This window comes from Sphingomonas sp. LY54, assembly GCF_035594035.1.
In the GTDB taxonomy this organism is placed as follows: Bacteria; Pseudomonadota; Alphaproteobacteria; order Sphingomonadales; family Sphingomonadaceae; genus Allosphingosinicella.
The window spans coordinates 3081298-3103266 of record NZ_CP141588.1; the positions used below are offsets into that span (position 1 = coordinate 3081298).

Genomic DNA, 21969 nt, shown 5'->3' on the forward strand with positions numbered 1-21969 from the left:
GCCGGCATCCTTTCGTTTCGGCCAGGCTTAGAAGCGGAAGCCCGCGCGCAGGCCGATGCTGCTCGTGTCGCCCATCTCGCCCCAGCCGGCGAGGTAGAGGCCCCCAAGCGAGCTCGGGCCGGAGACGCCGATCTCGGCGCGCACCGAGGTGCCGATGCCGCGATCCTCGAGCGGGAGCGTGTAGCCGCCGCTGAGGAAGCGGACATCGCCGTCGCCGAGGAACTCGTGGCGGAGCCTGACGTCGGCATAAGGCGTGAACGCGCCGCTCTGGCCGCTCAGGCGGAAGCCAACCTGGCCGCGCAGGCTGTCGCTGTCGTCGACTTCGAACACGGCGTTGGAAGCGGCAAAGCCGTCCATGTCAGTGCGGACGTAAGCGAGGCCCGCGCCCAGGTCGAAGTTCGCGCCCGCAATCTGGGTGCGGTAGCCGACCTCGCCGTCAACGCCATAGGCCTTGCCGTCGATCTCGGCGCCGGTGAACAACGTGCCGTTCTCCAGCTCGACCTCGAAGTCGTCATACTTGCCGAGCAGCTGGGCGTAGAAGCCCTGCGGCGCGCCGTAGATCATGTAGGCGCCGGCGTTCCAGCCCTTCAGCTCGGCCTGGGTGCCCGAATTGAAGTCGGACTCGGCCTTCTGGTAGCCGCCGGTGACGCCGACCACGAAATTGCCGTTGCCGGGGCGGAAGTCGAACCCGCCCTGCGCGCCCTGGGCTTCGGTCTCGTAGCGCAGATCGACGTTACGGGTGGTGCCGAAGACATCGACGTCGCGACGGTCGCCGCGATCCTCCTGGGTGCCGTAGACCTGGCCCCAGACGCCGAACGAGCGGCCGCTGCCGGTAAGCAGGTCGTTGCGGCGCTGCGCCGCTGCCGACTCCCAGGCATCCGCCGAGCGATACCAGAAGCCCTGGCCGAGCTGCGGAAGCATCGCCATTTCGACGGCGCGGTCGTTCGCGGTGGCAAGGACGAGCGTGTCGCCGCCGGCATTGGTGCCGAGGTCGTAATCGACGAAGCCGGCCGTGACCGGGCTGCCGAGCACGAAGGTGCCGGTGCCGCCAGTGGCATCGACGATCACCGCGCCATCGAGATCGACGACGCCCGCGCCGCCGAGCGGGTTGAGATCGACCACGGTGGTGCCGCTGGTGGTCCCGCCGACAACCAGGCGGTCGGCGACGGTTCCGGTGGCGCCAGTGCCCACGTCCACTGCCAGGCGGGCGCCCGGAGCAGCATTGTAGGCGCCGGGGATCGTCAGTACGTCGTCGGCGACGCCGTCGATCATGGTGACGAGACCGTTATTGTTCAGCGTCTCGAGCCCGGCGAAGGTCACCGCGCCGTTGGCGCTGAGCGTACCGTTGTTGGTGAGAACGTCGACGCCCGCGCCGAAGTCGCTGTTGCCGACAGCGGCGAAGGTGCCGTTGTTGAGCAGGGTGTCGGCGCCGGCGGTGAGATCGACGCGGCCGTTGATGCGGCCGGTCGGGGCGACGACGATCGTGGCGGGGCCGCCGTCGGCGTCGATGGCGAGGCCGTTGGCCGCGCCGACGGTGCCGCCGATCGTGATGGCCGTGCCGGTGCCCGAAGTGGCGTCGATGCCCGCCAACGCGCCGTTGACGGTCGTGCCCGCCGCGGTGCGGATGTCGAGCGCCGCGCCGGTGTCGGCGAGGATGCCGGTGCCCTGAGCGGCGTTGATGTTGCCGTTCGCAACAAGGCCGACATTGCCGGTCGCCGAGGTCGCGACGATGCCGTTGGCGCCGGCGCCGGTGGTGGCGATCGGGCCGGCGAGGATGGTCTGCACGCCGGCGTCGGTGGTCACCGCGATGCCGCTGGCATTGGCGCCTGCGGTGGTGATGGCGCCGCTAGCGACGCGGACCGGGCCGTCGGCGCCTGCGACATCGATGCCCGCGCTGCCCGCGCCGCTGGTGGCGACGGTGCCGCCTGCGACGTTGATCGCGCCGTCGGCGGTGATGGCCACGCCGTCGGCATTCGCGCCGCGGGTGACGACGCTGTCGAAGGCCACGGCGACCGGATCGAGACCCGCATGGACCGCGATGCCGGTGGCGAGGTTACCGGTGGTGCTGACGACGCCGGCATCGATCGCGACCGGGCCAAGCGCCCTCACGTCGATCGCCGCGGCTTCGGCACCGAGCGTGCGGACCGTGCCGGCCGTCAGGTTGACCGCGTCGGCGCTGGTGAGAAGAACGCCGGTCGAGAGGTTGGCGGCGGTATCGACGGTGCCGACAGTGACGTCGAGCGGGCCGGCGAGCGTGGTCGCGACGACGGCATCGGAGTCGAGACCGGCGGTAGCGACGGTGCCGAGATCGAGCGCGACCGAAGCGCCGGTGGCAACCACGGCGTCAGCATTCGCGCCGGCCGTGCGGACCGTGCCGGCAGTGGCATCGATGGCGGCGGCGCCGTCAAGCAGCAGGCCGGACGAGAGATTGCCGGCGGTCGTTACCGTGCCGACCGTGACGTCGAGCGGGCCGGCAAGCGCCGTCGCCTGGACGGCGTCCGAATTGACGCCGGCGGTCGTGACCGTGCCGAGGGCGAGGTCGACCGACGCGCCGGTGGCGTTCACGGCGTCGGCGGCATTGCCGAGCGTAGCGATCGTGCCGTCGGCGGCGAAAGCGAGGTCGCCCGCCGCGTCGAGGCTCACGGCGGTGGCGGCGTTGGCCGTCGTAGTGGCGCCAGTGAGGTTAGCGTCGATATCGGCTGCCGAACCAATGACGAGAGCGGGACCGGCGGTAGCGATCCGCGCGGTGCCGGCCGAGGCGAGGTCGACGCCGCCGGTCAGGGTCGAAACGGCGACGGTTCCGGTCGAGAGGAAGCCGTTCTGGAGGTTGACGGAGACGGGCGCGGTGGCGCCGGTAACGGCGAGCCCGGCCCCGACGGTTCCGGCGACGTCTGCGCCGGTGCAATCGATGACACCGTTCGGCAGGGTCACGCACACGGCCTGGGCGGCGGCGGGAGCGGCGGTGAGGAGGGTGGCCGACACGGTGGCAAGACTGGCAAGGACCAGCGACTTGGCGCTCGTGCTACTGACGAGCGAACGCTTACTCAACATCAACTTCTCCGGATAGGTTAGAATATGGGTCGCCTGACTGGCGAGTTCGTTCTAACCCGGCAGAAATCGGATAGTTTCGGATGTCACACTGAAAATTTTTTAACCGCAATATGGAACCATATCGGAGCGGGTCAGGCCGTCACGCCGCCCGCCTCGGCGATCCGCTGGTTGCTGGCGCGCAATTTGCTGCGCAGCGCGGCGGTGAAGCCCTGCTCCAGCGCGTGCCGGACATCGTCATGCGCGACCAGATAAGGCCGGAGCGCGCTGGCGGGCGCGCACCAGAAGCGCGCGGGACCGGCGAGGACGACGGTGGCGCTCGCCTGGTCGCCGGAGAGGACGGTGACTTCACCGATCAAGTCGCCGTTGCGGCACAAGCCGACCTGGCGGCCCTGGCTCATCACGCGGGCCTCGCCCGCAGCGAGGTAGAAGAGGTGGCTGACCGCCTCGTCCTCGCGGGTCAGCGTGTCGCCTTCGCGGCCGCTCAGCCAAAAGCCCTGATCGAGCAGGTGGCGGGCGCGGTTGCGGGTGAGGCCGGCAAGGATGCCCTTCAGCATCTCCTCCTCTTCGGGCGTGAAGCGGACCTTGCTGCTCTCGTAGAGGCGCTGGCCGAGCAGGATCAGGGTCGCTCCGAGCAGCAGGCCCCACCAGATTGCGAGCAGGACGTTGCCGGACCAGTAGAGGGCGTGGAACAGGCCGATCAGCGCGCCCGCCGCCACGATCGCGCGGAGACGGTGCAGCTGCCGGCGGAACATGGCGATGACCAGCAGCAAGAACGGCAATTGGCCGATCAGGTCGCCCCACGAGATTTCAGACCAGAAACCCTGAACCTCCATCGCACGCCCCCTTTGATCTTGGCGGCGCCATCATGCGCCCGAACCGGGGCGAATCAAAGCGGCTGCGACGGGCGCGGTGGGACAAGCGACCAAGTTGCCTAAGGTTCAGGGTTGATCGTATACGAAGCCGGCCAACATCGGCCGCCGCCTTCCCGCGACGGCCGGTCACGAATATTGGAGATTTCGAGTTGAAAGCAGTTCTTCTGGCGAGCGCAACCGCGCTTGCGCTCGGTGGTTGCACCACCATGACCAGCGACAGCGCAGCCGTTGAAACGGCGTCCGCGACGCCGGCGGCCCAGGCCGCCGTTGCCGTCCCCGACAATATCCTGCTCGCCGACTGGCAGGGCGGCTATGACGGCGTGCCGCCGTTCGACAAGGTGACCCCGGAGCTGTTCCCCGAGGCCATCCAATTCGGCATCGACGAGCAGCGCCGCGAGGTGCTCGCCATCGCCAACAACGGCGCCGCGCCGACCTTCGCCAACACGGTCGAAGCGCTCGAGAAGGTGGGCGAGCGGCTCGACCGCGTGCTCTCCGTGTTCGGCGTGATGACCAGCAACGTGACGACTCCGGCCTACCAGGCGCTCGACAAGGAATGGTCGCCCAAGCTTTCGGCCGCCTATGACGAGATCAATCTCAATCCGAAGCTCTTCGAGCGCATCAAGGCGGTCTACGAGGCCCGCGCCAATTCCGGGCTGGATGCCAAGCAGCAGCGCCTCGTCACCCGCCTCTACGACAGCTTCGTCCGCCGCGGCGCCAACCTCGACGACGCGCAGAAGCAGCAGCTTTCGGCCTACAACCAGCAGCTCGCCGCCAAGTTCGCGACCTTCAGCGAGAAGGTGCTGGCCGACGAAAGCACCTTCATCACCGCCACCGAGGCCGAGCTGAAGGGCGTTCCGGCCGACGTGAAGGCCGCCGCGGCATCCGCCGCCAAGGAGCGCAAGCTCCCCGCCGGCAGCTACGCGATCGTCAACACCCGTTCGGCGGTCGATCCGATCCTGACCTTCGCCGACAATCGCGCGCTGCGCCAGAAGGTTTGGCAGGCGTTCGTCAATCGCGGCGACAACAAGGACGCGAACGACACCAACCAGATCATCGCCGAGATCGTGAAGCTGCGCGCCGACCGCGCCAAATTGCTCGGCTTCGGCAGCCACGCCGACTGGCGCATGCAGGACACGATGGCCAAGACCCCGGCCGCCGGGATGGCCCTGATGAACCGCGTTTGGCCGGCCGCCGTGGCGCGTGTGAAGGAGGAGGTCCGCGACCAGCAGGCGCTGGCCACCAAATCGGGCGCCAAGATCACGATCGAGCCGTGGGACTATCGCTACTATCAGGAGAAGGTCCGCAAGGATCGCTACGACCTCAGCCAAGACGAGGTGAAGCCCTATTTCGCGCTCGATAACATCATCGAGGCGTCCTACTGGGCGGCGGGCGAATTGTACGGGCTCGACTTCAAGGAAGTGACCGGCACGGTCCCGACCTGGCATTCGGACATCCGCGTCTACAGCGTCACCGACCGGGGCACTGGGAAGCAGGTGGGCCTGTTCTACCGCGACGACTATGCCCGCACCGGCAAGCGCTCGGGCGCCTGGGCGACGACCTACCGCAGCCGCGCCGGCCTGCTCGGCGACGACATCGTGCTCGGCTCGAACAACAACAATTTCGTGAAGCCCGCGCCTGGCGAGCCGGTGCTGATCAGCCTCGACGATGCCGAGACCCTGTTCCACGAGTTCGGCCACGCCATCCATTATTTCCTGTCGGACGTTTACTATCCGAGCTTCGGCGGCACGCCGCGGGACTTCGTGGAATATCCGAGCCAGGTGAACGAGAATTGGCTGCTGACGCCGCAGGTGCTGAGCAAGTTCGCAAAACACTATAAGACCGGTCAGCCGATGCCGAAGGCGCTGCTCGACAAGATCGAGGCCTCGTCCAAGTTCAACCAGGGCTTTGCGACGGTCGAGTATCTTTCGTCGGCTCTGGTCGACATGGCGCTGCACATGGACCCGAACGGCGTCGTCGATCCCGACAAGTTCGAGCGGGAGACGCTGACCAAGCTCGGCATGCCGAAGGAGCTGGTGATGCGGCACCGCCTGCCGCAGTTCAACCATCTCTTCTCGTCCGACGCTTATTCGGCCGGCTATTATTCCTACCTCTGGTCGGAGACGATGGACGCCGACACCTGGGCGGCGTTCGAGGAGACCGGCAACCCGTTCGACAAGGCGACCGCGGACCGTTTCCGCCAGACCCTGCTTTCGACCGGCAACGAGACCGACCGCGCCGAGGCCTATCGCGCCTTCCGCGGCCGCGATCCGGACGTGAACGCGCTGCTCCACAAGCGCGGCTTCCCGACCAATTGATCCGGCACCCTCCCGTTCGCGGGAGGGCAGCCAAAAAGAAAGCGGCGTCTCCTTGCGGAGGCGCCGCTTTCCGTTTCCCCTGCTCAGGAGAAGGTCAGCCCGAAGGCGCGGACTGGTCGTCGGGCAGCTTCACCGTCTCGATCAGCACGTCGAGTTGGGCTTCGCAGCCATTCTGGATCAGCGAGGACGCCATCTCCTCGAGCCCGCCCGGCTTGGCGGGGAGGGTGCGAAATTTGAGGTTGGTGGGCTGCGCGGCGCCCGGCCAGGTCAGGCGATAATCGGAGCCGTCCTGGATCGCGAGGTCGGCCGGCCAGCCGAGCGTGGTCTGGCCCTTGGCCCAGTTCAACTGGCGGGTGGCGCCGTCGCCCGGGCGCGTCACCGTGAGCGGGGCGGCCTTGCTCGCGTCGCCGCGCCACAAAGTGACGTTGGTCGGGTCGGCGAGGCAGATGTTCGAGCTCCTGGCGACGTCGACGTGCCAGATCGACGGGCTGCGCGCGGCGGTCGCTCCGCCGACGTTGCGCACCGCCCCGATGCGGGCGCGGCGGCTGGAGCCGGCGGTCGCCGCTGAGGCGAGGACCGAGCCCTGGGCCGCCTGGGCGGGGCCGGAAGGCGTGAAGGTGCCGGGCCCGCGCAAAGTGCGCGTGCCGCGCGCGTCGAGCAGCACCAGCGAGTCGTTCGCCTTGAGCGTGATCCGCGCATTGTCGGGGATGGCTTTCCCGGCCGGATAGGCTTTGGCCGAAGGGCCGGACGCGCGCACGACAAGGACTTCTGCGCCCGCCGCGCTGGCGAGCGAGGCGATCATCAAGACCGGGGCAAGATATCGAAGCTTCATATCACTTGGATCCCAACACATAGTGCCCCCCCGGACCGGCTTCCCTGATGCGATACACGAAATTGGCGAGCGCCGCATCATCCTTGTGATTGTCCGAGACAGCCTGCAGCTCTGCAAGAGCCGTCCTATCATTGGCTTCGAAGCGCTCCCAGAGCTTAACCAATGTTTGCCGCAGACCGGCGTCCATTTGCGGGACGGGCTCCCAGACTTGGACGGGAGTGGCGCGGCCCGACAGCACGATCCGGCCCATCGGCCGGAAGATGTCGAGCGTCGATTCCCGTTTCGCCTCGTCGCTGACCAGGATCGTCGTCTTCAGGGACTTGTTGGCCGATTCGAGCCGTGCGGCGGTGTTCATGCCGTCGCCGAGCGCGGTGTATTGGATGCGGCCCTCGCCGCCGAAATTGCCGACCACCGCCTCGCCGCGGTGCAGGCCGACGCGGGTGCAGCCGAGCGGCGGGATTTCGGGCCCACCGGCGCGACGGAATTCCTCGCCGCATTCGTACATGGCGACGGCGGCGCGAGCGGCCCGGTCGGCGTCGTCGGGCCGCGCGATCGGCGCGCCCCAGAAGGCCACGACGGCGTCGCCGACGAACTTGTCGATCGTGCCGCCATGCTTGAGCACGGTGTCGCTCAATTCATCGAGATAGCGGTTGAGGAGGGACGACAATTGCTCGGGCTTGATCGCGTGGCTGAGCTTGGTGAAGCCCTCCATGTCGGTGAACATCGCGTAGATCTGCTTCTTCTCGCCCTTCAGCGCGAGCCGCTCGGGATCGCGCAAGATCTGGTGGGCGATGTCGGCCGGGAGATATTTGCCCAGCGTATGCTCGGCGAAGCGGCGTTCCTCGGCGCCGACCGCGCGCGCGGCGGTGCCGATCGCGGCGAAGGCGAACAGCCAGCCGACCGCCCAGCCGAAAGCGGGCAGGCCGAGCGTGTCGACGTTGATCGACTGCAGATAGAAAGGGAGGGTGACGAAGAAGATCACCTGGCCGACGAGGACGAGCGCCAGCTTCCAGCTCCGCATCTCGAGCAGGCTGGTGAGCCCGCCGGCCACCACCACGGCGAAGGCGACCGCCCAGAGCGACCAGGACGGGATCGCGCCGGGCATGCGGCCGTCGAGCAATTGAGCGAGCAGATGGGCGTGTATGTCCAGGCCCTTGGTCAGCCGCCCGTCGACGCGCGTCATCGGCGTCTCGTAATCGTCCATGTCCTGGATATCGCCGCCGATCAGGACGTAGCGACCCTCGACCTGCGGGCGCAGGGCCGCCGCCATGTCGGTGGCGAACAGGTCGATCGGCAGTTTGGAAAAGACCGGATATTCCTCGCTCCTGGGCAGGCGGAAGGCGATGCTGCGGGTGTAGTCGCGAAACCGCGGCTGCTCCGGCGCCATCGCATTGGCGAGCAAAGGCGGCAGGCTTGCGGGCTGCGCGGGCCAGGACCGGGTGACGCCGTCCTCCAGATCGGGCTCGAGCATGATGCTGGCCGGCTTGACCGGACCCGGCTTCAACTGGCCGAGGAAGCTGGTGAGATATTCCTCCTGCCACAGCTTGATGTAATCGGGATTGGTCGCGTTCGAGGCGAAGGCGAGATAGGTCGGCGTCTTCATGCCTCGGAAGGCGTCGATCAGGATCGGGTCCTCGGCCTGGGGCTGGTCCATCAATATGTCGATCCCGATCGCCTTCGGGTTCATCGCGTCGAGCTTCAGCAGCGCATCGGCGAGCATCTTGCGGTCGAGCGGCGAACGCTTCGCCAGCGCCTCCAGCGTCTCGTCGGTATAGACGACGAGCACGATGCGATCGTCCTGATCGACCCGATCGGCGGTCTCCAGCAGCCGCAGGTCATAGAGGCCGCGCTCGGCGTCCTTGGCGAGCGGTATTTCCCAGCTGTAGCGCGCGAAGAGCAGGCCGATGACCAGGAAGAGAGCGGTCGCGGCGAGCCGGAACGGCCCGATCTGCCGGGCGACGCGGCGGGCCCGGGTCGGCCAGTTCGGACCTTCGCTCTCGCCTCCCACCAAGCACTCCCCCAAGCGGCCAAGAGCGACGGAGCTTAGTGCTTTCGCCTGCGGAGTCTACGGTATGCCGGCGGCGCCGGCCTTGCGCGCCTGGGCCCAGGCGAGATCGGCGAGCGGCTCCAGCCCCGCGGCCATCCGGTCGGCATGGGCCGAGGCGGCGGTTCCGCGGGCGATCCGGCCCTTGATGCCGTGCAGGATCGCAGCGAGGCGGAACATGTTGAAGGCGATGTAGAAATCGAGGTGCGGGATGCCCTCGCGCCCGGTGCGGCGGCAATAGGCCGCGACATAGTCCGCCTCGGAGGGGATGTTGAGCGCGCGAAGGTCCACGCCGGCCAGCCCGGTCGTCATGCTGGCGGGCATCCGATAGACCATCAGGTGGTAAGCGAAATCGGCGAGGGGATGGCCGAGCGTCGACAATTCCCAATCGAGCACCGCCAACACCCTGGGCTCGGTCGGGTGGAAGATCATATTGTCGCAGCGGAAGTCGCCGTGGATGATCCGCGCGACCTCTTCGTCGGCGGGGATGTTCTGCGGCAGCCATTCGACCAGCCGGTCCATCGCCGGCACGCGCCCCGCCTCGACGTCGCCGAGATATTGCTTCGACCAGCGGCCGATCTGGCGCTCGAAATAGTTGCCGGGCTTGCCGTAATCGCCAAGGCCGAGCGCTTCGGGATCGAGGCTGTGGAGCTGCGCGATCGTGGCGTTCATCGCGTCGAAATAAGCGGGGCGCTCGGCGTCGCTCACCTCGGGGAAGCTCGGCTCCCAGAAGATCCGGCCCTCGACCATCTCCATCACATAGAAGGGCGTGCTGATCACGGCCTCGTCCTCGCACAGGCCGTAGCTGCGCGCGACCGGGAAGCCGGCTGCCCCAAGCGCGGTGATGACGCGATATTCGCGGTCGACGGCGTGCGCGCCGGGGAGGAGCTTGCCGGGGGGCTTGCGGCGCAGGACATAGCTGCGGGCGGGCGTCACGAGCTTGTAGGTTGGGTTGGACTGGCCGCCCTTGAACTGCTCGACCGCGAGCGGTCCGGCGAAGCCGTCGACCGCGTGCTCCATCCAGGCCGCAAGCGCCGCGACGTCGAAGCGGTGCGCCTCGCGGACTTCGCGCGTGCCGCTATTGTCGCTGCTGCGGCTCATCCTTCTTCGGTCTCCTTCAGCGCGAGCCGGTGGGCGTGGAGCAGGGGCTCGGTGTAGCCGGACGGCTGCGTCTCGCCCTCGAAGACCAAAGCCGCGGCGGCGCGGAAGGCGGTGCTGGCCGCGAAATCGGGCGCCATCGGCCGGTACAAGGGATCGCCTTCATTCTGGCGGTCGACCACGGCCGCCATCCGCTCCAGCGCGGCCTGGACCTGGTCGCGGGAAACCACGCCGTGGCGCAGCCAGTTGGCGACATGCTGGCTGGAGATGCGGCAGGTCGCGCGGTCCTCCATCAGGCCGATATCGTGGATGTCGGGCACCTTCGAGCAGCCGACGCCCTGGTCGATCCAGCGGACGACATAGCCGAGTATGCCCTGGACGTTGTTGTCGAGCTCCTCGCGCACTTCGTCGGCCGACCAGTTGCGGCCTTCGGCGACCGGGATCGTCAAGATGTCGTGGAGTCGCGCCGGGGTGCGGCCGGCGATCTCGCGCTGGCGCTCGGCGACGTCGACCTGGTGGTAATGGAGGGCGTGCAATGTCGCGGCGGTCGGGGAGGGGACCCAGGCGGTGGTGGCGCCGCTCTTCGGGTGCGCGGCCTTCTGCGCGAGCATGTCGGCCATCCGGTCGGGGATCGCCCACATGCCCTTGCCGATCTGGGCGCGCCCGGCGAAGCCGCAGGCGAGGCCGACATCGACATTGTTGTCCTCATAGGCCTGCAGCCAGCGCGCCGCTTTCATCTCGCCCTTGCGGACCATGGGCCCCAATTTCATCGACGTGTGGATCTCGTCGCCGGTGCGGTCGAGGAAGCCGGTGTTGATGAAGACGACCCGGTCCTTCACCGCGTGGATGACGGCGGCGAGATTGACGCTGGTGCGTCTCTCCTCGTCCATCACGCCGATCTTGACCGTGTTGCGGGGCAGGCCGAGCAGGTCCTCGACGCGGTCGAACAGGCGCTTGGCGAAGCCGGCCTCCTCGGGCCCGTGCATCTTGGGTTTGACGATGTAGATCGACCCGGCGGGGCTATTGGCGCGCGCGCCGTATATGTCGTGGAGGCCGATCAGCGACGTGACGGCGGCGTCGACCAGGCCTTCGAACACTTCCTCGCCGTCGATCCGCATCATCGGATTGGTCATCAGGTGGCCGACATTGCGGACGAACAGCAGAGACCGGCCGCGCACGGCGAGCGGGCCGTCGGCGGTTTCGTAGGTCCGGTCGGGTTCGGCGCGGCGCTCGACGGTGCGGCCGCCTTTGTCGAAGCGGGCGGAGAGATCGCCGCGCATCAGCCCGAGCCAGTTGCGATAGGCGCCGATCTTCTCCTCGGCATCGACCGCGGCGACCGAATCCTCGCAATCCATGATCGCCGTGATCGCGCTTTCGAGCCGGATGTCGGCCACTCCGGCTTTGTCGGGCCGGCCGATCGGGTGGGCGGCGTCGATCAGCAACTCGACATAGAGGTTGTGGTGGCGGAGCAGGACCGCGCCTTCGCGCCAGCCGGCGAGCAGCGACGGATCAGCGAGGCCGCCGCGGTCGGTCGCCAGCGCGCCATGCTCGATCCCGTAGGAGGTGACGTCGGCATGGCTGCCGCCGGTTAGCGGCGCGATCTCGTCGAGAAAGTCGCGGCCCCATGCCACAACGCGCGCGCCGCGTTCGGCATCATAGCCGCCGCTTTTGGGCAGGTCGCCGAGCGCGTCGGTGCCGTAGAGCGCGTCATAGAGGCTGCCCCAGCGGGCGTTGACGGCGTTCAGCGCATAGCGGGCGTTGTTGACCGGAACGACGAGTTGCGGACCGGCAATCGCGTCGATCTCCGGATCGACGCCGTCGGTGGCGATCGTGAATGAGGCAGGGGGATCGACCAGATAGCCGATCTCGCGCAGGAAAGCTTCCTCCTCGGCCGGGTCGGGTGCGCGTCCGTCGAGCGCGGCGTTGCGGGCGTCGATCGCCGCTTGCAGGGTCTCGCGCCGGCGCAGCAGGCGGCGGTTCTCGGGGGTGAGGTCGCGCAGCAGGCCGGACAGGCCGAACCAGAAGTCCCTCGCCGCAAGGCCGGTTCCGGGGAGGGCCTCGTTCTCGATGAAGGCCTTGAAGGCCGGATCGACTTCCAGTCCCGAAATCAGCTCGTAGCGCGGCAAGGCTGGTCCCCTATCGGTGCGTGCGGGCTCCGCTATGTTCGAGCCGCGCCGCCGCATCAATAGGGCATAGAAAAAGGGAGGAAGCGCCAGGCGCTCCCTCCCCAATTCTTCTGAAGGGGCGAAAAGCCTCTTAGAAGCGGAAGCCGAACGTGGCGACTGCCTGGTGACGCGAGAAGTCACCCTCGTAGTTCGAGTAGCGATACTCGGTGCCCACGAACGAGTTCGGGCCGATGGCGAACTGCGCGCCGAGGCCGGCGCGAACGCCGTCCGCATTGGCGGAGTCGCTGACGGTGGTGCCGCCGGTGGTCACCGAGCCCTTGATGCGGGCGTTGGTGTAGCCGAGCTTGGCGTAGAGGTTCACCTTGTCGTTGACGGCGGCGGTGTAGCGGCCACCGACATAGAGGTCGCGGTTGACGGCGATCTTGGCGCTGTCGGTGCCGTCGACGAACTCGAGGTCAGCGGTGGAGTCGGTGATCTCGGCGTCGATGCCGAAAGCGCCGTTGGCGCCGACCGCGAAGTCGTAACCGATGCCGACGCCGTAGACGACGCCGCCGGCGTCCTCATCCGAGCCGCCGATGTCGGTGAAATCGACCTGGGCGTGGTCGTAGCCGACGATGCCTTCGATGCGCGGACCCGACGGTGCGGCGAAAGCCGGGGCTGCGATGACGGTGGCCGCAACGGCGGCGAGAGCGATGCGCTTCATTTAAAATCCCTTTCTGTGGTTCTCTCTCAGGAGAAGCGAGACCGGATTGAGTGGGGAAATGTGGCGGTGATGTGACAGCGCGCCTGTGGATTGTGGCATATGACTAATACACCTAAGCCGGTTTTCGCCTGAAACACCCTTGAAACCAATTGGTTAGGTGTCTGCCACAATCTCTACCGAAAAAGTTGAATTGTAACGCCTCCAGCGTGTGAAAGCCCGCTTTCGCAGCACCTTAGCGCTCCGTAGTGCCACCGCCTCGCCTTTCCGGCCGGGCTTTGCTATGGGCCCGCGGAACGCTTATCCACGGATCCCCGCATGCTGAACCGACCGACCGGCCGTCCCGACCGGCGCACCTTTGCCATCATCTCCCATCCGGACGCCGGCAAGACGACGCTGACCGAGAAGCTGCTGCTGTTCGGCGGCGCGATCCATCTCGCCGGCGAGGTCAAGGCGCGCGGCGCGAACCGCCGCGCACGCTCGGACTGGATGAAGATCGAACAGCAGCGCGGCATCTCGGTCACCAGCTCGGTGATGACGTTCGAGCACAAAAGCGTGACCTACAATCTGCTCGACACGCCGGGCCACGAGGATTTCTCCGAGGACACGTACCGCACGCTGACCGCGGTCGATTCCGCGGTGATGGTGATCGACGCCGCGCGCGGCATCGAGACGCAGACGCGCAAATTGTTCGAGGTCTGCCGCCTTCGCAACGTGCCGATCATCACCTTCGTCAACAAGGTCGATCGCGAGGGCAGGCCGCCGTTCGAACTGCTCGACGAGATTGCCGACGTGCTCGCGCTCGACGTTGCGCCGATGAGCTGGCCGGTGGGCATGGGCGGGGAGTTCGAGGGCGTCTACGACCTCGTCCACGATCGCCTGCATCGGCCGTCGAAGGAGGACAGCGGCCATTTCGAGGGCGACACGGTGGCTTTCTCCGGAATGGACGATCCCAAGCTGGCCGAGACCGTCTCGCCCGACGGCCTCGCTAAGCTGCGCGAGGAAGCCTCGCTCGCCGTCGCCGCTTATCCGACGTTCGATTCCGCCGCCTATCTCGCCGGCGACCTCACCCCGGTCTATTTCGGGTCGGCGCTGAAGGAATTCGGGGTCGCCGAACTGATCGCGGCGCTAGGCGAGCATGCGCCGTCGCCGCTGCCGCAGCCGACCACGGCCGGCCCGGTCGACCCCGATCATGACGCGGTCTCGGGCTTTATCTTCAAGGTGCAGGCCAACATGAACCCGCAGCATCGCGACCGCGTCGCGTTCATGCGGCTCTGCTCGGGCCGCTTCAAGCGGGGCATGAAATTGCTCCAGCCGTCGACCGGCAAGGCGATCGCGGTGCACAGCCCGATCCTGTTTTTCGCCCAGAATCGCGAGCTGGCGGACGAGGCCTTTCCGGGCGACATCATCGGCATTCCGAACCACGGCACTTTGCGCGTAGGCGACACGCTGACCGAGGACGCGTCGATCAGCTTCACCGGCCTGCCCAATTTCGCACCCGAAATCTTGCGGCGCGTCGTGCTCGGCGATCCGACCAAGACCAAGCAGCTCAGGAAGGCGCTCGACGACATGGCGGAGGAGGGGGTGACCCAGGTCTTCTACCCCTCGATCGGCGCCAACTGGATCGTCGGCGTGGTCGGCCAGCTCCAGCTCGAGGTGCTGATCTCGCGGCTTGAGGTCGAATATAAGGTCGACGCGCGCTTCGAGCCTTCGCCCTGGGACACGGCGCGCTGGATCTCGGCCGACAATCCGGCCGATTTGAAGGCGTTCGTCGACGGGCACAAGAGCGCGGTCGCGACCGACCGCGACGGCGCACCGGTATTCATGGCCAAGGATTTGTGGGAGCTGAGCTTCCACGAGCAGCGCAACCCGGGTGTCCGCTTCACCGCGACGAAGGAACGCAGCTGAGCCAGCCGCTCCAATATGACGCGATCGTCCTCGGCGCCGGCGGCGCCGGGCTGATGTGCGCTGCCGTCGCCGGACAAAGGGGACGGCGGGTGCTGCTCGTCGACCATTCCGACCAGGCCGGCAAGAAGATCCTGATCTCGGGCGGCGGCCGCTGCAACTTCACCAACGTCCACACCGCGCCGGACCGCTACATCTCGGCCAACCCGCATTTCATGAAATCGGCGCTGCGCCGCTACACCGCGCAGGATTTCATCGATCTCGTCGACCGCCACCGCATCGCCTGGCACGAAAAGACGCTGGGGCAGCTCTTTTGCGACGGCTCGGCGCGGCAGATCGTCCATATGCTGATGGAGGAATGCGCCAAGGGCGCGGTGCGGATCGCCTTGGGCAGCCCGGTCCGCGACGTTACGCATGCCGACGGCTGCTTCACGGTGCGCCATGGTGATGCGGCAGCGTCGGCGCCGGCTCTTGTGATCGCGACCGGCGGGCCTTCGATCCCCAAGATGGGCGCGACCGGCTTTGCTTACGATCTTGCCCGCCAGTTCGGGCTGAAGGTCGTCGAGCCGCGCCCGGCATTGGTGCCGCTGACCCTGGGCGGCGACGAAGTGCTGTTCCGCGATCTTTCCGGAGTGGCGACCGAAATCGTCGCCAAAGCGGGCAAGACGCGCTTCCGCGAGGCGGCCTTGTTTACCCACAAGGGGCTTTCCGGCCCGGCGATCCTGCAAATCTCCTCTTACTGGCGCCATGGCCAGCCGGTCGGCATCGACTTCCTGCCGTCGCAGGAGCCGGACTGGGCGGTCACGGCCAAGCGCGAGCGGCCGCGCACGCATTTCCATACCTTGCTCGGCGAGCAGCTCCCCGTCCGACTCGCCGAAACCCTGGCAAAGAAGATCGGCTTGTGGGGCGAGCTTGCCAATCTACCCGACCGCAAGCTGGACGAGGCGGGCCGCCGTCTTGCCGACTGGCAGTTCAACCCGAACGGCACCGAAGGCTTCGCCAAGGCCGAGGTCACGGCCGGCGGAATCAGCACCGACGGCCTGTCTTCGCAAACAATGCAAGCCAAAAGCGTTCCGGGACTGTATGCGGTCGGCGAAGCGGTCGACGTCACCGGGTGGCTCGGCGGCTATAATTTTCAGTGGGCATGGGCGAGCGGCTGGGCCGCCGGCCAAGTCCTCTAGGCTCAAAACCACCTTTTTTACCCTTGTCGCTTACGGCGGCACGACCCAATTGGAACAGCATGCCATTCTCGAATCTTCCCGCGCAGCTTCAGGAGGCTCTCGCCGCCCGCGGCTATGAGGCCCCGACTCCGGTCCAGGCCGCCGTCCTCGAACCCGAAGCCGAAGGCCGCGACCTCGTCGTCTCCGCCCAGACCGGTTCAGGCAAGACCGTGGCCTTCGGCCTCGCCATGGCGCCGCAGCTCATCGAGCCGAACGGCGAGGCGGCCTATGTCCGCGAGCCGCTGGCGCTGATCATCGCGCCGACGCGCGAGCTGGCGCTGCAGGTCAGCCGCGAGCTGATCTGGCTCTACGGCAAGGCCGGCGCCCGCATCGCCACCTGCGTCGGCGGCATGGACGCCTCCAAGGAGCGCCGCAACCTCGCCCAGGGCGCGCATATCGTGGTCGGCACGCCGGGCCGCCTGCGCGACCATCTCGAGCGCGGCGCGCTCGACCTTCGCAACCTCCGCGCCGTCGTCCTCGACGAGGCGGACGAGATGCTCGACATGGGCTTCCGCGAGGACCTCGAAGAGATACTCGACGCGACTCCGGCCGAGCGCCGCACGCTCTTGTTCTCGGCCACCATGCCCAAGCCGATCGTCGCCCTCGCCAAGCGCTACCAGCGCGACGCTTTGCGCATCTCGACCGTCGGCGAGGATCGCGGCCATGGCGACATCAGCTACCAGGCGATCGCGGTCGCCCCTGCCGATATCGAGAATGCGGTCGTCAACCTGCTCCGCCTCTACGAGGCGGAGACGGCGATGCTGTTCTGCGCGACGCGCGACAATGTGCGTAGGCTCCACGCCAGCCTGATAGAGCGCGGCTTCGCAGCGGTGGCCCTGTCCGGGGAGCACAGCCAGAACGAGCGCAACGCGGCGTTGCAGGCCTTGCGCGACCGCCGCGCCCGCGTCTGCGTCGCCACCGACGTCGCCGCCCGCGGCATCGATCTGCCGACCTTGAGCCTCGTCGTCCACGTCGAGCTGCCGCGCGACGCCGAGACGCTGCAGCACCGTTCGGGCCGCACCGGCCGCGCCGGCAAGAAGGGCACGGCCGTGCTGCTGGTGCCCTATCCGCGCCGCAAGCGCGTCGACATGATGCTGCGCGGCGCCAAGATCCCGGCCGAATGGGTGCCGGCGCCGACTTCGGACGACATCCGCAAGAACGATCGCGAGCGGCTGCTCACGACTCTGCTCGAGCCGATCGAGATCGACGAGGAGGATCGCGAGATCGCGCAGCGCCTGCTCGCCGAGCGTTCGCCCGAGGAGCTGGCAGCCGCGCTCGTGCAGGCGCATCGCGCCAAGATGCCCGCGCCCGAGGAACTGCTCGACCAGGGCGGAAGCGAGCGTCCGCAGCGCGACATGGGGCCGCGCCCCGGCTTCGAGGACACGGTCTGGTTCCGCATGGACATCGGCCGCCGCCAGAATGCCGATCCGCGCTGGATCCTGCCTTTGCTGTGCCGCCGCGGCCACATCACCAAGAACGAGATCGGCGCGATCCGCATTGCCGCGGGCGAGACGATGTTCGAGATCCCGCGCGCCATTGCCGGCAAGTTCGCGGACGCGCTGAAGCGCACCGAAGGCGGCGACCCCGAAGGCGAGGGCGGCGTCCGCATCGAGCCGTTCCAGGGCAAGCCCCGCGAGGAGGCGCGCGCCAACCGCCGCACCGGCCCTTCGCAGGGTGATCGTCCGTTCCCGCCGCGCGGCGACCGCCCGACCGGTCCGCGTGGAGACCGTCCGTCCGCTCCGCGCGGCGATCGCCCCCTGGGCCCGCGCACCGAGCGGCCGTCGGCGCCGCGTGGCGACCGTCCGTTCGAGGCCCGTGGGGATCGTCCCCTGGGCCCGCGCAGTCCGTCGGCGCCCCGCGGAGACCGTCCGTTCGAGCCCCGCGGCGATCGTCCTGCGGGCCCGCGCGGCGACCGTCCGACTTCGCCCCGCGGCGGCAAGCCGCCTTATCGGGCCAAGCCGAACCGGGACCGGTAAACCCCGGCGGTGAGCGTCCCGCGGATCCTCGTCGATGCCGACGCCTGTCCGGTGAAGGAGGAGATCTACAAGGTCGCCTTCCGCCGGGAGGTGCCGGTCACGATCGTCAGCAACGCCCATCTGCGCGTGCCCGACCATCCGCTGATCGCGCGGGTCGTGGTCAGCGACGGCTTCGATGCGGCCGACGACTGGATCGCCGAGGCCGCCGACGCCAAGTGCGTCGTCGTCACGGCGGACATCCTGCTCGCCGATCGCTGCATCAAGGCCGGCGCGACGGTGCTGGGGCCAAACGGCAAGCCGTTCACAGCCAATTCGATCGGCGCCGCCGTCGCCACCCGCGCGATCATGGCCGACCTGCGCGCCGGGATGGGGAACCCGCTCGCCGGCGGGCCCGCGCCATTCGCCAAGACCGACCGTTCGCGCTTCCTGTCGGCCCTCGACGAAGCGCTCGGGCGGCTCGCCCGCCCCTGATTTTCCGCCACTTTCGGCGCTGCGACGAACCGTTCGGCTTCGCTATCGGGCGACTGGTCCTGCCGCTTAGCCTCGTCGAACGACAGCGTCCCGTTCGTTCATCTGGCGTACAGCCGCCGGACCACTTTCTGGCTTCGTCGTTAACCACAGTTTCGGTTGACGGAGCGAGTAAGGGGCACATCATGGCGATGTATATTTATCAGACCGACGGCCATCCCGTCGGTTTCCGTTTCAGCAACTTCATCCACGATCTCGAGGGCCGGCCGCTGGGCCGTATCCTCGGCACCCACGTCTACCGGCTCGACGGCTCCTATGTCGGCGAGCTGTTCAAGGACAGCGTGGTCGACAAGCCGGCGCCGCCGGTGCGGCCGATCCAGGCGATCGCGCCGCCGCCGTCCATTCCGAGCCCGGGCGCCGGCTTCCAGCGCCGCGGCCTGGTCAATTACGGTTATCCGGACGTGTTTCATCGCCTTTACGAGGGCGATCACCTCTTGCTCGACGAAACGATGGCGATCGCCGCCGAATAGTCGAGCTGCGCGGCGGCCGCTCCCCCCTGGCCGCCGCGCCCTTTTTTTCGCGTCAGCCGCGCAGCCGCTGCGCGATGCGCTGGTTGACCAGTTTCTCCAGGATCGTTAGCGGCACCGCGCCCTGCAGCAGCACCTGGTGGAAATCCCTGAGGTCGAAGCGCGCGCCGAGCCGCGCCTTGGCCTCGCGGCGCAGCCTGTCCCACATGATGTGGCCGACCTTGTAGCCGGTCGCCTGGCCGGGCCAGACCGTGTATCGGTCGATCTCGCCCTGGCTGCGGCCGCGGGCGATGCCGGTCGTCTTGATGAAATAGTCGGTCGCCTGCTCGCGGCTCCAGCGCTTGGAGTGGAGGCCGGAATCGACGACCAGCCGGGTCGCGCGGAACAGATAGGATTGCAGCATCCCGGCGCGGCCGAGCGGATCGCCTTCATAGAGGCCCATCTCGTCGGCGAGCTGCTCGGCATAGAGCGCCCAGCCCTCCGAATAAGCCGAATAGCCGCCGAGGCGGCGGATCAGCGGGATGTCCTCCGATTCCTGGGCGAGGCTGACCTGGAGATGGTGGCCCGGAGTCGCCTCGTGGAAGGTGAGGGTGGCGAGGCCGAATTTGGGACGATCGAACGTGTCGCGCAGGTTGATGTAGTAAATGGCCGGGCGCGAGCCATCGAGCGGCGCGCTGTCATAATAGCCGCCCGGCGCGCCCGCCTGGATGAGCGGCGGCACGCGGCGCACTTCCACCTCGGCCTTGGGCAGGGTTGCGAACGCCTCGGGCAGGCGCGCGTCCATCCGCTCGATGTGGCGGTTGAGTTCGGCGAGCAGGGCGGCGCGGCCTTCGTCGGTATTGGGATAGAGCTGCGACGGCTCCTTGTTGAGCTGGGCGAGTCGCTCGCCGGCCGTGCCCTGGGTGAGGCCGTGGCCGCGCAGGATCGGATCGAGCCTGGCCTCGAGCTCGGCAACCTGCTCCAGCCCGAGCCGGTGGACGTCGTCGGGCGCCATGTTGGTCGTGGTCGCGGCCTTGAGCGCGCCGGCATAATAAGCCTCGCCGTCGGGCAGGCGCCATACGCCGGCATCGTGCGTCGCGCGTCCGCGCAGTTCGGTGACGGTGGCGATGTGGCGGTCGAGCGCGGGGAAGACCTCGCTGGCGACGATCTTCTCGGCCTGCGCGGCATAGGCGTCGCCGAGCCCGGCCGCCTTGGCGCGGCGGGCGAGCGAGGCCACGAGCAGCGTGTTCGCGGCCGGCTGGTCGCGCAGCGAGCGGAGCTGCTTCAGCGTCGTGTCGAGGATGTAGTCGGGCGCGAAGACCCCGCCCGCGGCATCCTGCTTCTGCCGCTCGAGGCTCTCGTCGAGCGCGCGCGGGAACTGGGCGACGCGCGCCACGTAGCTTTCGGCGTCGGCCCGATTCTCGATGCTGTGCTGGGTGTCGAGGAAATCGGGGATGCCGCGATAGGGCCCGGTGAGCTGGCTCAGGACATAGGGCGCGAAGCGGCCGCCGGCAGAGCCGTAGGTGAAGCGCTCGCTGGCCTGGATGCGGTTGAGCAGGCCATATTCGACGACGTCATAATCGAGCCCGGCGGCCTCGGAGAGGCGGGCCCGGTCGACCTGGCGCAGTTCGGCGAGCTCGGCCTTGGCCCGCGCCAGATCCTTCGCCTGGCCGGCCGCGCTGTAATCGTCGAGCTTGCTGCGGAGGTGGGCGCGCTCGCCCTTGTCGAGGCCGAGGCCGGTCGCTTGCTCGGGATTGTCCTCCAGCCGGGCGTAGAAGAAGCGGTCGAGCATGGTCCGCAACCGCTGGTCCTCGCTGCCGCCGGTGGCGGTTGGGGTGAGGGCGGCGCTGTCGCCGCCGGCGGTCGTGCAGCCGGGAAGCGTGGCGCCCAGCGCCAGCGCGCCGGCCGATGTCATGAACGAGCGGCGATCCATTTCAGTCTCCTCATCCGGTCGCGACCGCCTCGTGCCGGGCGGCGTGCGTCGGACGCAGGGCTAATGCGCCCGCCGCGCCGAGTAAACGAGGGAAGTACGGTGTGCCGTTGGCGGCCACCGCAAGAGCGAAATTTCAAGGAAGTGGAGGCCCGAGCCGGAATCGAACCGGCGTGCAAGGATTTGCAGTCCTCTGCGTAACCACTCCGCCATCGGGCCGAGGCCGCGGATTTGTGCGGCTTTGCTCTCCGTGTCAACAGCGAGTTGGTGGAAAAGGCGCGCGGGTTCGCTGGCGCGCGCCTATCCAGGGGTGAGCGTCGCCCTCAGGCGGCCGGGGCAGCCCGCGGCGTGCGGCGCTTGCGGCCGCCGCCTGTCTTCTTGCCGAGGCCGAGTTCCTTTGCCAGCGAGCGCCGCCGCTCGGCATAATTGGCGGCCATCATTGGATAGTCCGCTTTCAATCCCCATTTCTGGCGATATTGGTCCGGCGTCAGTTTGTGGTCGACCATCAAGTGGCGCTTCAGCGTCTTGAGCTTGCGGCCGTCTTCGAGACAGACGATGTAATCGGGCTTGATCGAAGAACGGATAGGTACCGCAGGTTCCTGCTTGACTTCCGATTCTTTGGAGGACCGGCCAAGCCCGACAAGCGTTTCGTGGACCGTGTTGATCAGCTTGGGAAGATCGTTAACGGCGACGACATTGTTGCGAACATGCGCGCAAACGATATCGGCGGTGAGCAGCGTAAGGTCTTCGTCTTGTGCGTCCATGGCCACGTTCCCCGAATTTTGTTCTTGGCGTAATGGGGATACATCCATTCCGGAGTGAAAATCAATTTGAAGCGGCGTGAAAGATAAAGTTTTTTTCGGGGTCGTTACACCAACTTATGTTAGTATTTGAATCGCGACCCTATCGAGCGAGTACGGGGCAGT

Annotated in this window: 15 protein-coding genes and 1 tRNA gene; 6 read left to right on the top strand and 10 right to left on the bottom strand. The window is 67.7% G+C overall.

Going from position 1 to position 21969, the window contains the following annotated elements; all coding sequences use genetic code 11:
* Window positions 1-27 precede the first annotated feature (27 nt).
* Together SH591_RS15270 and SH591_RS15275 are read right to left on the bottom strand one after the other, a co-directional pair.
* Window positions 28-3051 carry an autotransporter domain-containing protein gene (locus SH591_RS15270; protein WP_324749826.1) on the bottom strand — a complete coding sequence of 1008 codons (3024 nt, stop codon included), beginning with the start codon at window positions 3049-3051 and terminating at the stop codon, window positions 28-30.
* A 131-nt stretch (window positions 3052-3182) separates the two neighbouring features.
* The gene (locus SH591_RS15275; protein WP_324749827.1) at window positions 3183-3884 is read right to left on the bottom strand and encodes a cyclic nucleotide-binding domain-containing protein; all 702 of its coding nucleotides are present in this window, start codon (window positions 3882-3884) and stop codon (window positions 3183-3185) included.
* Window positions 3885-4072: 188 nt separating this feature from the next.
* Here SH591_RS15275 and SH591_RS15280 point away from each other — a divergent pair, with 188 nt between their 5' ends.
* Window positions 4073-6238 carry a M3 family metallopeptidase gene (locus tag SH591_RS15280; RefSeq protein WP_324749828.1) on the top strand — a complete coding sequence of 722 codons (2166 nt, stop codon included), beginning with the start codon at window positions 4073-4075 and terminating at the stop codon, window positions 6236-6238.
* A 94-nt stretch (window positions 6239-6332) separates the two neighbouring features.
* On the opposite strand, the gene SH591_RS15285 is transcribed toward SH591_RS15280, so the two are convergent.
* From SH591_RS15285 to SH591_RS15305, 5 genes are all read right to left on the bottom strand, one after another.
* A complete protein-coding gene (locus SH591_RS15285) occupies window positions 6333-7070 on the bottom strand; it encodes a hypothetical protein (RefSeq protein ID WP_324749829.1) in 738 nt (245 codons plus the stop codon).
* A gap of 1 nt (window position 7071) precedes the next feature.
* Window positions 7072-9078 carry an adenylate/guanylate cyclase domain-containing protein gene (locus tag SH591_RS15290; protein WP_324749830.1) on the bottom strand — a complete coding sequence of 669 codons (2007 nt, stop codon included), beginning with the start codon at window positions 9076-9078 and terminating at the stop codon, window positions 7072-7074.
* A 57-nt stretch (window positions 9079-9135) separates the two neighbouring features.
* Entirely contained in the window at window positions 9136-10215 is a 1080-nt protein-coding gene (locus tag SH591_RS15295; protein WP_324749831.1) for a phosphotransferase, read from the bottom strand.
* Window positions 10212-12338, bottom strand: coding sequence for a malate synthase G (locus SH591_RS15300; RefSeq protein WP_324749832.1), 2127 nt, complete (start codon window positions 12336-12338; stop codon window positions 10212-10214). The genes SH591_RS15295 and SH591_RS15300 overlap by 4 nt, the downstream gene beginning before the upstream one ends.
* 130 nt (window positions 12339-12468) lie before the next feature.
* Entirely contained in the window at window positions 12469-13041 is a 573-nt protein-coding gene (locus tag SH591_RS15305; RefSeq protein WP_324749833.1) for an outer membrane protein, read from the bottom strand.
* A 315-nt stretch (window positions 13042-13356) separates the two neighbouring features.
* Here SH591_RS15305 and SH591_RS15310 point away from each other — a divergent pair, with 315 nt between their 5' ends.
* From SH591_RS15310 to SH591_RS15330, 5 genes are all read left to right on the top strand, one after another.
* Window positions 13357-14946: a peptide chain release factor 3 gene (locus tag SH591_RS15310; protein WP_324749834.1), complete on the top strand. Its 1590-nt coding sequence runs from the start codon at window positions 13357-13359 to the stop codon at window positions 14944-14946.
* Window positions 14947-14999: 53 nt separating this feature from the next.
* Window positions 15000-16124: a BaiN/RdsA family NAD(P)/FAD-dependent oxidoreductase gene (locus SH591_RS15315; protein ID WP_324751405.1), complete on the top strand. Its 1125-nt coding sequence runs from the start codon at window positions 15000-15002 to the stop codon at window positions 16122-16124.
* 59 nt (window positions 16125-16183) lie between these two features.
* Window positions 16184-18139: a DEAD/DEAH box helicase gene (locus SH591_RS15320; RefSeq protein ID WP_324749835.1), complete on the top strand. Its 1956-nt coding sequence runs from the start codon at window positions 16184-16186 to the stop codon at window positions 18137-18139.
* 9 nt (window positions 18140-18148) lie between these two features.
* Entirely contained in the window at window positions 18149-18610 is a 462-nt protein-coding gene (locus tag SH591_RS15325) for a YaiI/YqxD family protein (RefSeq protein WP_324749836.1), read from the top strand.
* Window positions 18611-18792: 182 nt separating this feature from the next.
* On the top strand, window positions 18793-19137 hold the full coding sequence (locus SH591_RS15330; RefSeq protein WP_322830065.1) for a 4-fold beta flower protein: 345 nt from the start codon (window positions 18793-18795) through the stop codon (window positions 19135-19137).
* A 52-nt stretch (window positions 19138-19189) separates the two neighbouring features.
* Here SH591_RS15330 and SH591_RS15335 read toward each other — a convergent pair whose 3' ends face one another.
* From SH591_RS15335 to SH591_RS15345, 3 genes are all read right to left on the bottom strand, one after another.
* The gene (locus tag SH591_RS15335) at window positions 19190-21046 is read right to left on the bottom strand and encodes a DUF885 domain-containing protein (RefSeq protein WP_324749837.1); all 1857 of its coding nucleotides are present in this window, start codon (window positions 21044-21046) and stop codon (window positions 19190-19192) included.
* Window positions 21047-21188: 142 nt separating this feature from the next.
* Window positions 21189-21262 (bottom strand) — tRNA-Cys (locus SH591_RS15340).
* Window positions 21263-21366: 104 nt separating this feature from the next.
* Entirely contained in the window at window positions 21367-21807 is a 441-nt protein-coding gene (locus SH591_RS15345; protein ID WP_324751406.1) for a Ros/MucR family transcriptional regulator, read from the bottom strand.
* Window positions 21808-21969: the final 162 nt, after the last annotated feature.

Bases quoted from the DNA above. Each gene is read 5' to 3' on its own strand.
- SH591_RS15295 (WP_324749831.1), bottom strand. From the start codon at position 10,215: ATGAGCCGCAGCAGCGACAATAGCGGCACGCGCGAAGTCCGCGAGGCG.
- SH591_RS15305 (WP_324749833.1), bottom strand. From the start codon at position 13,041: ATGAAGCGCATCGCTCTCGCCGCCGTTGCGGCCACCGTCATCGCAGCC.
- SH591_RS15345 (WP_324751406.1), bottom strand. From the start codon at position 21,807: ATGGACGCACAAGACGAAGACCTTACGCTGCTCACCGCCGATATCGTT.
- SH591_RS15330 (WP_322830065.1), top strand. From the start codon at position 18,793: ATGGCGATGTATATTTATCAGACCGACGGCCATCCCGTCGGTTTCCGT.
- SH591_RS15270 (WP_324749826.1), bottom strand. From the start codon at position 3,051: ATGTTGAGTAAGCGTTCGCTCGTCAGTAGCACGAGCGCCAAGTCGCTG.
- SH591_RS15320 (WP_324749835.1), top strand. From the start codon at position 16,184: ATGCCATTCTCGAATCTTCCCGCGCAGCTTCAGGAGGCTCTCGCCGCC.
- SH591_RS15285 (WP_324749829.1), bottom strand. From the start codon at position 7,070: ATGAAGCTTCGATATCTTGCCCCGGTCTTGATGATCGCCTCGCTCGCC.
- SH591_RS15275 (WP_324749827.1), bottom strand. From the start codon at position 3,884: ATGGAGGTTCAGGGTTTCTGGTCTGAAATCTCGTGGGGCGACCTGATC.
- SH591_RS15335 (WP_324749837.1), bottom strand. From the start codon at position 21,046: ATGGATCGCCGCTCGTTCATGACATCGGCCGGCGCGCTGGCGCTGGGC.
- SH591_RS15310 (WP_324749834.1), top strand. From the start codon at position 13,357: ATGCTGAACCGACCGACCGGCCGTCCCGACCGGCGCACCTTTGCCATC.
- SH591_RS15315 (WP_324751405.1), top strand. From the start codon at position 15,000: ATGTGCGCTGCCGTCGCCGGACAAAGGGGACGGCGGGTGCTGCTCGTC.